Origin of the sequence: Microbacterium sp. MYb45 (assembly GCF_002979655.1) — a bacterium.
GTDB lineage: Bacteria > Actinomycetota > Actinomycetes > Actinomycetales > Microbacteriaceae > Microbacterium.
In genome coordinates, this window is record NZ_PCPG01000003.1 from 52,547 (window position 1) to 65,769 (window position 13,223).

The 13,223-nt window shown below is 66.7% G+C and carries 10 protein-coding genes; 4 read left to right on the forward strand and 6 right to left on the reverse strand.

All coding sequences use genetic code 11. The annotated features are described in order from the left end of the window. The first annotated feature begins 107 nt into the window (after positions 1–107). The 4 genes from CQ034_RS08130 to CQ034_RS08145 all read left to right on the forward strand — a co-directional run bounded on the left by CQ034_RS08130 (position 108) and on the right by CQ034_RS08145 (position 4,969). Positions 108–1,361, forward strand: a complete 1,254-nt coding sequence (locus tag CQ034_RS08130) for a right-handed parallel beta-helix repeat-containing protein (protein ID WP_105710644.1) — start codon at positions 108–110, stop codon at positions 1,359–1,361. Then, complete coding sequence (locus CQ034_RS19555; RefSeq protein WP_219860778.1) at positions 1,361–3,388, forward strand: glycosyl hydrolase family 28-related protein; 2,028 nt, start codon at positions 1,361–1,363, stop codon at positions 3,386–3,388. The genes CQ034_RS08130 and CQ034_RS19555 overlap by 1 nt, the downstream gene beginning before the upstream one ends. Positions 3,389–3,600: 212 nt before the next feature. Further along, entirely contained in the window at positions 3,601–3,990 is a 390-nt protein-coding gene (locus tag CQ034_RS08140; protein WP_029273822.1) for a helix-turn-helix transcriptional regulator, read from the forward strand. Position 3,991: 1 nt separating this feature from the next. Further along, positions 3,992–4,969, forward strand: coding sequence for an SRPBCC family protein (locus tag CQ034_RS08145; RefSeq protein ID WP_105710645.1), 978 nt, complete (start codon positions 3,992–3,994; stop codon positions 4,967–4,969). A 93-nt stretch (positions 4,970–5,062) separates the two neighbouring features. Here CQ034_RS08145 and CQ034_RS08150 read toward each other — a convergent pair whose 3' ends face one another. The 6 genes from CQ034_RS08150 to CQ034_RS08175 form a co-directional block, all read right to left on the reverse strand. Then, positions 5,063–6,451: an NtaA/DmoA family FMN-dependent monooxygenase gene (locus CQ034_RS08150; RefSeq protein ID WP_258134138.1), complete on the reverse strand. Its 1,389-nt coding sequence runs from the start codon at positions 6,449–6,451 to the stop codon at positions 5,063–5,065. Then, entirely contained in the window at positions 6,448–7,758 is a 1,311-nt protein-coding gene (locus CQ034_RS08155) for an acyl-CoA dehydrogenase family protein (protein WP_105710646.1), read from the reverse strand. Before CQ034_RS08155 ends, CQ034_RS08150 begins: the two co-directional genes overlap by 4 nt. Beyond that, positions 7,755–9,416 (reverse strand): ABC transporter ATP-binding protein, encoded by a 1,662-nt coding sequence (locus CQ034_RS08160; protein ID WP_105710647.1) that lies wholly within the window; start codon positions 9,414–9,416, stop codon positions 7,755–7,757. Before CQ034_RS08160 ends, CQ034_RS08155 begins: the two co-directional genes overlap by 4 nt. Beyond that, the gene (locus CQ034_RS08165; RefSeq protein ID WP_105710648.1) at positions 9,413–10,309 is read right to left on the reverse strand and encodes an ABC transporter permease; all 897 of its coding nucleotides are present in this window, start codon (positions 10,307–10,309) and stop codon (positions 9,413–9,415) included. The genes CQ034_RS08160 and CQ034_RS08165 overlap by 4 nt, the downstream gene beginning before the upstream one ends. Beyond that, complete coding sequence (locus CQ034_RS08170) at positions 10,306–11,274, reverse strand: ABC transporter permease (protein ID WP_105710814.1); 969 nt, start codon at positions 11,272–11,274, stop codon at positions 10,306–10,308. The genes CQ034_RS08165 and CQ034_RS08170 overlap by 4 nt, the downstream gene beginning before the upstream one ends. Before the next feature lie 116 nt (positions 11,275–11,390). Beyond that, positions 11,391–13,052, reverse strand: a complete 1,662-nt coding sequence (locus CQ034_RS08175; protein ID WP_105710649.1) for an ABC transporter substrate-binding protein — start codon at positions 13,050–13,052, stop codon at positions 11,391–11,393. Positions 13,053–13,223 lie beyond the last annotated feature (171 nt).

The following is a 13,223-nucleotide window of genomic DNA, read 5'->3' on the forward strand; positions in this document are numbered from 1 at the left end:
AAAACAGGAAACGATTGCGTTAACGATTGCGGAATCGTCGGACCTGTCCTATCGTTGGCCCGGTTGCCGCAGCGGCAGATATCGTCCGATGGCTCGAAGGAGAGCACATGACCGGCTCAGAGAAGAACTCCGCACGAAGCAAGCCCCTCACCGCCGCCCTCGCCGGCATGCTTGCGCTGACACTCGTCACTCTTGCACCGGCCCCAGCGATCGCCGATACAGCCTGCGACGCAGCCGGATCTGGAGCCGTGCCTGACGACGGCGTCGACGACACCGCCGCCCTCCAAGCCGCGCTGTCCTCCGGATGCGGCGTCGTCGCGCTCGACTCAGGGCGATATCTGCTCAGCGACACCCTGCGTGTCCCCGGAGGCAGCGGTCTCTCAGGCGCTGCGACCCTGCACCAGACTGCCGATGTGGACACCATCCTCAATGCCGATCCGGCCGGTGGGGATGCCGACATCACTCTCGAGGGCTTCGTCCTGGACAAGGACTTCGTCAACAACTCCATCGCCGACGGCATCCGTCTGGAGAACGTCGACGGACTGCGCATCGACGGGGTCGAGATCACCGGTATCAGTGCTCGGTCGGGAATCGAACTCCTGAACTCTCGCGACTTCACGGTGACCGACAATCATCTGCACGGCTACTCCGCCGACGATCCCGGTATCCTTCCGGACGGCGACCCGATCTCCATCGATGCCATCTACATCCGGATGTCCGACGACGGCCTCGTCGCCCACAACCGCATCGAGGACCTCGATGGTGGCCCGCGCCTGCAGTCGGACGGAATCTTCCTGACCGGCGACGACGTGATCGTCGAACACAACGTCATCCGCAATGTCGGCGAAGCCATCGATCTCGGTGCCGCCGAGAACAACACCATCCGATTCAATCGAGCCACGGACATCTCCGGGTGGGGCCTGAAGATGGGAAACGGCTCACGAAACAACGAGATCACCGCGAACTACGTCTTGCGGGCTCAACTCGCGGGAATCGTCGTCTTCAACGGGGCATCATCGATCGCTGGCAACGGACCGACCGAGAACAACTCCGTGACGTTCAACACCGTCGTCAACGCGGGCTCGCAGGATCGCACGACTCATCCGTTCCCGGAGATCCCTCGCGCCGGCATCTCGCTGCACGGCTACCACTCGGAGTGGGCTCCCGTGACCAACACCCGTGTGGAGCACAACGTCATCATCGACACCTACTCACCTCACCGGATGGAATACGGCATCTGGGAAGACCTCAACAACGTCGGGAACACAGTGAAGAACAATGTGATCGTCGGTGCGCTGAAGGCGAGTTTCCGCGATGACACCACACCGTGGTGCGACGCGACCGGATGCGGGGAGTACTGATGCGCGTTAGGAATCGGCGCCGAAGCAGCGGTCCCGTCGCCGTGATCGCCGTGGCGGTCACAGCCCTCGGGCTCGTCGCCGCGGCTCCCAGCGCCTCCGCTTCCGATGGGACAACGGAGACGTCCGTCAGCGGACGGTACGCCTCGCTCGCCGCGCCGACAACCGTGGATCCGCGTGATTTCGGTGCCGCCGGAGACGGCGCCGCAGACGACACGGCCGCACTTCAGGCAGCCCTCGACACAGGTGGTCTCGTCGATCTCGGGCCCGGCACCTTCCGAGTCACGGGAAACCTCGACCTCCGTAGCGGCGGAGGGCTCACCGGCGGTGCCGACTCCACGCTCGTCCTCAACGGGACCAACCGCATCGAGGGCGACTTCCTCTCGGAGGTGCAGCTGACCGGATTCGCGCTCCAGCGCGACGAACCGACTCACCTCACCGAAGACGCCGCGATCAAGATCTACCGTTCCGACAACATCACGATCGACGGGATCACGATTCTCGACCACCGCGGACTCAACTCGGCCATCTTCATCGCCGGGCGTTTCGAGGACACCTCCGACCTCACGCCGTGCCATGACGTGGTTGTGCGCAACGTGACAATCCGCGACTATCAGCGCACCACGACCGACGCGGCCGGGGTGATCACGATGGTGAAGGGGACAGGGCTCACGCTCGCGCACTGCAAGGACTACGTCATCGAGAACAACTCCGTGATCGAGACCAAGCGCTTCCTCGACGATGATGACCCCTATACGAACTTTCAAGGTGCGGGTCTGGCGGTCATCAGCAGCATCGACGGAACCGTGCGCAACAATTACGTCGAGCTGGCCGGCCAAGGCATCGACATCGGCGGAGGCAAGAACGTCCCCGATCGTTCTGCCGCGGACATCGCGCAACGGACCGAGCAGGGATACCGGGGAACGCAGCGCTCGATCATCGAGCACAACACGGTGGTGGACATCTACGGTCCCGGGATCAAGCTCGTGAACGATGTCCGAGACAATATCGTCCGGTTCAACACCGTTCGAACGACAGGCCTGACGGGCATCTGGATCACGGCGGGCACGACGGCCGCAGCAGATCACTCCTCGACTCGAGGCAATGTCGTCGAAGGCAATCACATCGTCGACTCCGGGGGCGGCTTCGGCGCGCAGGCTTGGCGGGAGTTCTGGGGTCCGGATGCCACGACAGGCACCGGCATCATGTTCGAGGGGGCCTTCTCCTTCTTCGCCAACCTCGACCACGACGCACGGCCGCAGGGCAATGTGGTGCGCCACAACACGATCGTCTCGAACTCGGGTCGGATGCCGTATGGGGTATCCGATCGCCACGCTCTGCCAGGCAACCAAGAATCCGGGCTGCCCTCACGCGCGGTGGACAACATCATCGAGAACAATCTTGTCCGTGGCGCGGAGATCAGTGCGTTCGATATCGATCCTGCGCGCAACACACTCATCGAGAGAGGCGACGAGACGAAGCCGACAGCCTCCCTCGTCGATCCGACGACTGCCGGACCCCTCCGCGATCTGAGAATCGAGGTGACAGCGGAAGATGATTTCGGCGTCGGACGTGTCGTCGCCAACATCTATCGCGGGGCGTCGCTCGTCACCAGCACTCAGACGGCATTCGACGGAGCGTCGCGTGCCACCCATGCCGCGGCGCCGGAGCTGGACGACGGGGCTTACACAGTGAGGTACAACGCGCATGACCTGGCGGGAAACGTCTCGGCGACCGGCTCATTCGCCTTCACGGTGGACCGCACAGCACCTACCGTGGTGGTGAAGTCCGGCGTTGGCGAGACGGTCTCTGCAGGGGAGGGATATGACCGACTCAGCCTCAAGCTCCACGATGTCGGCCGTATCGACAAGGTGGAGATCAACGGGAAGGTGAAGAACCTCACGGATGACGTCTGGTCGGACGTCAACGGGCTACGCCCCGGCGTCTTCGGCGCTGTCGCAGGTGCTAACGTCCTCGTCGCATACGATCTGGCGGGAAACTCCGTCGAATACGCATTCGTCCTCAACTGATCGACAGCGTCGTATCAGCCGCATCGCCACCGGAATCACGCGTTCCGGTGGCGATGTCGTGATGCAGGATTCGTCCTCCCGCTCGCCGTTACTCCTCCCCTCTGGACAGAGTCCCCTTCTGCCCGATGCGCAGGAAGGCCGTCGGCGTCGCTCGACACGCAGACACGATCACCTCTTGACATCCCCGCCGCACAGGCATAACGTACAACCAAATGGTTGCACAAAGAGAACTGAGCGAAGCGGAGGTCGACCGTGTCTTCCACGCACTGGCGACGTCGACCCGGCGCGACATCCTGCGCCGGACGATCGAGCGTGAGCAGTCGGTCTCGACCCTCGCCGCCGATTACGAGATGTCGTTCGCGGCGGTGCAGAAGCACGTCGCCGTGCTCGAGGCCGCGAACCTCATCGTCAAGCGCGCCGAGGGACGCGAGCGGCTCGTCCGCGCGAACCCCGAGATGATCGCCCGCGCCAGGGCGCTCCTCGCCCGATACGAAGAGCTGTGGCGGTCGCGCATCGCCCGACTCGACGACCTGCTGGCCGAGACGCCTCGGTCCGGCGCATCCGACAACAGCGACACCCAGAAGAACGAGCAAGGAGACTGAAATGCCTGTCACCGACGTCACCACCGATGCCGACAACCTCACGATGACTGTGGTCGCCGACTTCGCCGCACCCATCGAGCGGGTCTGGAGCGCCTACAGTGATCCGCGCCAGCTCGAACGCTTCTGGGGGCCTCCCGGATGGCCGGCCACCTTCACCGCCTGGGATCACACCGTCGGCGGACGCGCGGTCTACTCGATGAACGGCCCGCGCGGCGAGAAGTCGTCCGGGTCGTGGGAGTTCCTCTCGATCGATGCACCGAACTCCTTCGAGGTGATCGACTCCTTCGTCGACGAGTCCGGCAAGCCGCTCGAGGGCTTCCCCGCGCAGCGGATGTCGTTCTCGTTCGAGCCCACCGCCGAGGGCACCCGCATGGTCACGACCAGCCACTTCGACTCGGTCGACGCACTCGAGCAGGTCGTCGAGATGGGCCAGGTCGAGGGCATCAAGATGGCGATGGCGCAGCTGGATGCCGTGCTGCAGGACCTCCGCGAATACGCGCAGGGCAAGGGCACCAGGGTCGAGCTGCTCGACGACACCCACGTGCGCATCACCCGTCTGGTCGAAGGGCCGCGCGAGCTTGTCTGGCGCGCGCACTTCGAGCCGGAGCTCATCCGCAAGTGGATGCTCGGCCCCGACGGCTGGGAGATGACGGAGTGCGTCGCCGCCACCGAGGTCGGCCAGTCGTACCGGAACTCGTGGGCGCCGGTCGGCGACACGGAGGGGGAGCCGTTCGGCTTCGAGGGGGAGGCGCTCCTGATCGACGCCCCGCGCCGCGCGGTCACCACCGAGCGGATGCAGGGCATGCCGACTGAGACCCTCAACGATCTGAACCTGTATGAGGAGGACGGCGCGACCCTCGTCACGGTGCTCATCGAGTACCCCGACAAGGAGACGCGCGACATGATCCTCGCCACCGGCATGGCCGACGGCATGGAGTCGTCGTTCGCCCGCCTGGAGCGGGAGCTGCTCGCCGTCTGACCCCAGCACCGCGTTCACAACTCAGGAAAACCGGCCGGTCCGCCCAGGGACCGGCCGGTTTTCGAGTTCCGACGGAAAGTGTTCCTGAGTTGCTCACCGCACGGGTGACGACACCTGCCATGCGGGGTGGGTCGGGTGCGGACGGGCTCCGGACCGGTCGCGCGACAGACGCTCCCGCAGCGTCTCCCCGTCGCGATAGCTTGATCGGGCGAGACCGCGTCGCCGCAGCTCCGGCACGGCGAGCTCGATGAAGTCGCGCGCCGACTCGAAGCTCACATCCTGGCTCAAGTTGAAACCGTCGAGGTGGGCGTAGTCGGCGATCTGCTCGAGCCGGGTGGCGACCTGCACCGGATCGCCGACGATCGACCAGTCACCTGCGATGCCCTTCCGCGCGCTCGCCGCCTTCGCGACGAGCTCGCCGACCGTCTGCCCCGGACGCCACTCCCGGATCAGCAGCCGGTACCCGTGATCCTCGCGTCGGATGATGTGTTCGACGAGCTCTGTCGGCTCGTAGCGACTCAGGTCGGGGGTGCGGGCAGGTTGCGTGAGAGCCTCCCGGGGTGTGCGATATCGGGCGTAGTCCGCTGCCTTCTCGCGCGCAGCCTGCTCGGTTTCCGCGACGACGACGTGCGCGCCCGCGAGGAAGGAGATCGTGTCGGGATCGCGACCGAACTCCGCCGCCTGCGCGCGGATCGCGTCGACGTTCGCACGGATGTCGTCGAGGGTCGATCCGCCGACGAACACGACCTCCGCGTGCTTCGCCGCGAAGGAGAGCCCCCGAAGCGAGCTGCCAGCCTGGAAGAGCACGGGCACGCGCTGGGAGCTGGGTGCGGTCAGGCTGGGGCCGGCCACGCGGAACCGAGAGCCGACATGGTCGATGTAGCGCACGGCGTCCGGCTCGGCGTAGACGCGCCGGTCGCGGTCGGCGGTGATCGCGTCGTCATCCCACGACTGCAGCAGCAGGCGATACACGACTTCGAGGAACTCGTCGGCGATCTCATACCGGGCGTCGTGCTCGATCTGATCCGCGAGACCGAAGTTCCTCGCCGCGTTCGTGAGGTACGAGGTGACGATGTTCCAGCCGATGCGCCCATTCGACAGGTGATCGAGCGTGGCGAGCCGTCGCGCGAACGTGAAAGGCGGCTCGTAGGTCGTCGAGAACGTCGCGACCAGCCCGAGGTGGTCGGTGGCGTCCGCGAGCGCGCTCAGCACGATGAGGGGATCGAGCGCCGGGATCTGGAAACCTTCCCGCACGGCGGTGCCGAGTCCGTCGTCGAACACGTCGTACGCGCCGAGCACATCGGCGAGGAACAGCTCGTCGAACGTTCCGTACTCGAGCAGGGAGCCGAGCTCGCGCCAGAACCCGATGTCGGCGACGCGGTGACGCTGATCCAGCGGGTGAGTCCACAGCCCGTGCGACAGGTGCACGGGAGATGCCATCTCGAACAGGCTCAGGACGAGAGGCCGATCACGCTCGCTCACGCGATGCCCTCGCTCTCCGAGACGGTGGCACTTTCGTCCGCGGCACCGGCCGCGGCATCATCGGACGCAGCATCCTGCACGGCATCCGTTTCGCTCTCCCGCGCCTCACGCTCGGCGAACGGATCGGGCAGTGCACCGAAGAGCACCCGGTGCCCGACCGCGCGCTGTCGCGCGGCGATCGGGTTGTGCACGCCGATCGTCCGGGCGTTGCGCCAGTGCCTGTCGAGCGCTCGGCTCTGCGCGACGGATGACGATCCGCCGACGTCGAAGACATCCGTGGTCACCGACAGCACCAGGGGGATCACGGCGATCTGCGCCGCGTAGGCGGCAACGTCGGCCGCCTCGAAGGGCTCCCTCTCCGAGACGCCGTCCAGCGCAGCGCGGTACGCATCGTCGATCCGCTGCGCGGCGTGCAGCACGGCCGCCTCGGCCGCGAAGGCGGATCCCGCAGCTCTGCCGAGTACGGCCTGCGACAACGGGTCGTCCTGCGCCGCCGCACCGCTGAGCAGTGGTCTCGTGCGCGAGCGCACGTAGTCCGCGGCATCGTCGACGGCCGCATGCCCGATGCCGGCCACCACGGCGAGGAGGAAGAGCTGGTAGAAGCCGGAGATGTAGCTCCGGTCGCGCGCTCCGGGCGAGTACACCGTGAGGTGTGCGGAATCGACCACGACCTCCGAGAAGGCGGTCGTCCCGGTTCCGGTCAGGCGCTGGCCGAACCCGACCCAGTCGTCGTGGATCGTGACGCCGGGGGCATTCAGCGGAACCGCGATGGTGGCGTGATGATCCTGGTATCGCGCGGTGACGTTCGCCCAGTCCGAGAAGATCGTGCCTGTGCTGTAGTACTTCTCACCGTTGAGCACGAGGGCGCCGTCATCCTTCTCGGTGATGACGGTGTTGCTCTCGGTCGGTGCCCCGCTCCCCGGCTCGCTCTGTGCATTGCCGACCACCACGCCGGCGACGGCCTGCTCCCCCCAATGCCGGCGGTACTCCGGATTCTCATGCGTGAGTCGCACCTCGAGGAAGGCGAAATGTCCGCGCCAGATGTGGGCGACGTTGGAGTCGGCTCTGGCGAGTTCGATGAGCAGACGGAAGAGGTCCACCGCGGATGCCCCGTCGCCGCCGTACTCCTCGGGCACGCGGACGGCCCCGAATCCGGCATCTCGCAGCAGCCGGATCTGTTCGAAGGGGAGCGTGCGGTTGATCTCCCGGTCCGTCGCGCCGGAGGCGATCTCGGCGAACACCGGACGGAACCGTTCGGCGAGGCGCTGGTAGGTGCTGACCGGTGCGGTCGATGTGGGGGCGGTCATATGGTGCTTCCAATCGTGGGGGAGATGGGCGGGGGAGCGCCGTGGATACGCGGGATAGCCGCGAGGAGCTCTTTCGTGTAGTCGGCCTGCGGGCGGTCGAAGACGTTCGACACCGAGTCGTGCTCGACGACCTTGCCGTTCTTCAACACGAGCACCTCATCGCTGATCGCGTTCACGACGCCGAGATCATGCGAGATCAGCAAGAGGGCGACCTGCGTCTCCTGCTGGATGCGGACGAGGAGATCGAGGATCTGCGCCTGGATCGACACGTCCAGAGCCGATACCGGTTCGTCGCCGACGATGATCGTCGGTTCCAGGGCGAGAGCGCGGGCGATCGCGACGCGCTGGCGCTGTCCACCGGAAAGCTGCAGCGGTCGCCGCTCGAGCAGCTGCGCGCTCAGCTCGACGTGGTCGAGGAGCTCACGGACGCGCAGCCGACGGCCGGTGCGATCGTGGCGACCGAGCACCCCGACCGCCTCGGTCAGGATCCGATCGATCGAATGCCGGGGATCGAATGAGCTCAGCGGGTCCTGATACACGGCCTGGATGCGCTGACGGAGAGCGGATCGCTCGCGTCGCTCGACATCCGCCCAGCGGGTGCCGACGACTCGGACCTCTCCGGTATCCGCTCTCTCCTGGCCCAACAGGATGCGGCCCGCCGTGGTCTTGCCCGATCCGGACTCTCCGACAAGCCCCAGCGTGCGACCCGGGTGCAGGGTGAAGGAGACATCGTCGAGCGCCCGCAGCTCGGACCAGCCGGGAAGGCGGAACGTGCGGCTGATGTGGTCCACTTGCGCCACGGCGACGGTGGCCGAGGGGCCCGGCCCGGCTTCGGGTGCGGCACGATCCACGACGGTCGCGGCCCGCCGTGGGCGGTGCGAGGGGATCGAGGCGATGAGCCGGCGGGTGTAGGGGTGTTCGGCTGCGGCGAACACGTCGGCGGTCGTGCCGGTCTCGACGATCGTTCCGTCCTTCATCACGATCACGCGGTCGGCGATCTGCGAGACGACGGCGAGATCGTGGGTGATCAGCAGGAGCGTGCGCCCCTGTTCCTTGAACTGTTCGAGCAGGCGGAGGATCTGCGCCTGCACGGTCACATCCAGCGCGGTCGTCGCTTCGTCGAGGATGAGGAACGGTGGCCGTGCCGCGATGGCACTGGCGATCAGGGCTCGCTGGCGCAGGCCGCCGGAGAGTTCGTGGGGGAGCTGGTGACGTCTCAGCTCCGGCTCGGGCACTCCCACGTCGCGGAGCAGCGCGAGCACCTCCTCGCGCCGATGCGCGGCGTCCCATGCGAAGTGTTCGCGCAGCGGCTCCTCGATCTCCCGGCCGATCGTCCGGAGGGGGTCCAGCGAGACGAGCGCGTCCTGGAGGACGAACCCGATCTCGCCTCCGCGGATGCCGCGCCAGGTGCGCTTCGAGGCCGTCCGGAGATCGTGGTCGCCGAAGCGCAGCGTACTCGCGCTCACGCCGCTGTCCGGGCCGGTGAGCCCGACGAGCGTGCGTGCCGTGACGCTCTTGCCGGAGCCGGATTCGCCGACGATCGCGAGGGTCTCGCCGGCGTTGATCGAGAACGAGATCCCGTGGACGACATCGAGGCGATCTGAGTGGCCCCCGAAAGCGATCCGCAGGCCGGCGACTTCGAGAAGGGGTCGGCTCATCGCTTTCCCTCCAGACGTCGCTGCAGTGTTCGGCCGATCGTGGTCGTGGAGACGACCAGAGCGGTGATCGTCAGCCCGGGGAAGATGCCGTACCACCAGGCTCGCTCGAGGAAGTTGCGTGAGATCGACAGCATCGATCCCCACTCAGGGGTGGGGGGTGCGACGCCGAGACCGAGGAACGTGAGCGCCGCTCCGGCGAGGGTCGCCGTGCCGACGCCGATCGTCGCGAGCACGAGCACCGGGCGGATCGCATTGGGCAGCACATGGTGCAGAGCGATCCGCGTGGGGCTGAGACCGATGCCGCGCGCAGCCTCGACATAGCCCGCATTGCGGATGGCGAGGGTCTGGCCGCGGACGAGTCGGGCGTAGCTGGGGATTCCCGCGATGCCGATCGCGAGCAGAGTGTTGAGCAGCCCTCCGCCGAAGATCGAGATGATGAGCAGAGCGAGCAGCAGCTCGGGGAACGCGAGCGACACATCGGTCACGCGCATCAGCAGAGCATCCAGGAACCGATTGCCGAGTCCGGCGGCGAGCCCGATCAGGCTTCCGATCCCCAGCGCGATGATCGTCGCGCCGATGCCGAGGAACAGCGCCGGCTGGGCGCCGTAGATGATGCGGCTGAGCACATCGCGTCCGGCTTCGTCGGTACCGAGCAGATGAGCGATGCTCGGCGGCGCGAGGACGTTCGAGGTGTCGGTCGACAGCGGATCGAAGGGGGCGAGGGTGGCGGGTGCGATGGCCGCGACCACGACGACGGCGAAGAAGGCGACGGAGATCCAGAAACCGACCGGGTATCCGCGAAGGGCGCGCCGCCGGGGGCGCTGTTCGTCCACGGGGGTGGTCGGCATCTGCTCGAGGACGAGACTGGGTCGGGCGAGTTCTGTCACGCTCATGCGTGTGCCTCCGTTCGGATGCGCGGGTCGATGAGCGGGTAGAGCAGGTCGACGATGAAGTTGACGCCGACGTAGGCGGCCGCGGCCAGGAGCACGAGTCCGAGAACGAGCGGGACATCGCTCGCATTCGCGGCCGTCACCAGGACGCGGCCGATGCCCTGCCGGCTGAAGAGCGTCTCCGCGATCACCGCACCCCCGAGCAGGCCCCCGATCAGGAAGCCGGAGAGCGTGCTGAGGGGGATCAGCGCATGGCGCAGCGCGTGACGGAGCCGCACGGTCACCTCGCTCACACCGCGCGTGCGCGCGGTGATGATGAACGGCTCGTCGAGGGCGTCCTCCAATGCCCCGCGGAAGACCTGGATGAGAGCGGGAGCAGTGCTCAGACCGATCATCAGCGCCGGGAGCACCAGGGTCGCGGGGCCGTCGCTGCCGACGGACGGCAGCAGGTGCAGGGAGTAGGAGAAGATCGTCAGCAGCACGATGCCGATCCAGAATCCCGGTGCCGACAGGAAGAAGATCTCGACGACCGACGAGACGCGGTGCGGGATCGGACGTTTCGCGGTGAGCAGCGCGACGGCGACGGTGAGGACGATCGAGACGACCGCTGCTGCTCCGGAGAGCTGCAGCGTCGGGCCGAGCTGCTCCCCGATGATGTCGACGACCGGAAGGTCGCGCTGATACGAGGTGCCGAGGTCTCCGGTGAGAAGCCGTCCGAGGTAGGTGCCGTACTGCACCCAGAGCGGCTGATCGAAACCGTATTGCTCGCGGATCGCCGCTTCTTGATCGGCGGTGAGGCTGACCTCCGCGCCGCCGACGACGGCGTAGACCCGGTCTCCAGGGAGGACGTAGAGGGCCACGAAGGCGAGGCTGATGGCGCCGAAGAGCACTCCGATGCCGGCGAGGGCGCGCAGCGCCGCATGGCGCAGATACCCGGCCACGTGGTGGGCGGTTCGTGTCGAGGTCATGGGGCTCCGGGGGATGGTCGCCGACGGAAGGTCAGGGGTGATGGGCGCGGGATGCTGCCGGAGGATCGTCGTGTGATCCGGCGGCAGCATCCCGGCGGGGAGCTGACGGGTTCCGGTCAGGAACCTGCGCCCTCCTTCCAGGTGTTGTAGAACCAGAGGTTGCCGTAGGCGCGGTCGAATGCGAGACCGTGCACGCTGTCCTGCGACGAGACCAGCGAGGGGCGGTAGTACAGCGGGATCGAGGGGACGATCTCGGTCAGGCGCTCCTGCGCCTGTGCGTACAGATCCGCGATCTCGTCGGCGTCGGTCGATGCCCGTGCCGCCGCGACGAGTTCATCGAGTTCCGCATCGGCGGTGTTGGTCTGGTTGGTCCCGCGGCGCTCAGGCGTCGTGACCTCGGTCGAGCTGTACTTGATGAACAGCACGTCGGCGGTGTTCGTGGTCCAGATGCCGGCGCTGATGTCCTGCTCGCCTGCGGCGACGCGGGCCTGCTGATCTTCGGACGAGAGCAGATCGATCTGCACCTCGACACCGATTTCCTTGAGCTGGTCCTGGACGATCTCGAGGATCTGGTTGGCCTGCGTCACGTCGCCCGTCGTCGGGAAGTAGAGCGACAGGCGCTCGCCGTCCTTCGTGCGGAATCCGTCGGAGTCGACCTCGGACCAGCCGGCGTCGTCGAGGATCTCGTTGGCCTGATCGACGTCGTAGGTGAACGTGGCGGTGCTGTTCTCGGCGTAGTTCGGCGTCGAAGGAACGAGGAAGCCATCCGCCACCGTCCACTGCCCGAACGAGACCGCGTCGATGATCGCCTTGCGGTCGAGGCCGGCGAAGATCGCCTGCCGCACCGCCTGGTCGTCGAGAGGAGCATTGTTCTCGTTGAGCCACAGCGAATACGGGTGGCCGGGACGGTCGAACTTGGTGAACTCGAGGCTGTCATTGCTCAGCACCGATTCCACGCTCTGCGGCGGAGTCCAGTCGATGACATCGAAGTCGCCGGCCACCAGGCCGTTGTAGCGCACGCTGTCTTCGGCGACGAAGCTGATCTCGATGCCGTCGAGGTAGGCGGCGCCCGTCCTCCCGGCATCCGACTCCGGCGCCCAGGCGTAGTCGTCGTTGCGCTCAAGAGTGAGGGACTCGTCCGCCCGCCAGTCGACGACCTCGAACGGTCCTGTGCCGATCGGGTGATCGACGATCGTCTCGGGCGCCTCGGTGAGCTGCTTCCCCGAGATGATGCTCAGGTACGCCTGCGACAGCACGTTGATGAGTGCGGAGTACGGCTCGGAGAGGGTGATCTCCAGGGTCAGGTCGTCGATGGCCTTCGAGCTCTCGTAGGGCCCGAGGTACGACGCCTGCAGCGGCGCCGCCGTCGCAGGATCGAAGATGTGCTCGATGTTCTGCTGCACGACCTCGGCGGTGAGCGGTGAGTCGTCCTGGAACGTGATGTCGGGTCGCAGGTGGATCGTGTACACGCGGCCGTCGTCGGAGAGGTCGTACGACTCGGCCAGCAAGCCCTCGAAGGTGCCGTCCTCCTTCTGCCAGAACAGAGTGTCGAAGATCGCACGGAAGATGAGCGGGTCATTCGAGTTCCCCTGCTGGTGGGGGTCGAGGTTCGTCGGCGCCCAGGCGTTGAGAGCGACCTTGAGTGTTCCTCCCGCTTCGGGCTCGTCACTGTTGGTGGGGCCGGGGGAGCCGCCGGTGCTCGTCGAGCAGGCGGCGAGCGTGATGGTGAGCACGGTCGCCGCGATCGCTCCGAGCAACCGATTTCGGGATGCCGTCATGGCCTCTCCTTGCTGTGTGGGGGTCTTGGTGGTGAAACGCTATGTGAGGTGCGAGAACCGGTCGGCGGGGGAGTCGAGGGGTTACCGGCGGTTACGCCGGGTTACCCGCGCCGTCGTTCTGTGTCGCATCGGCGGAGGGTCCAGACCGCTCGGCGGGATCGAGAACCGCCC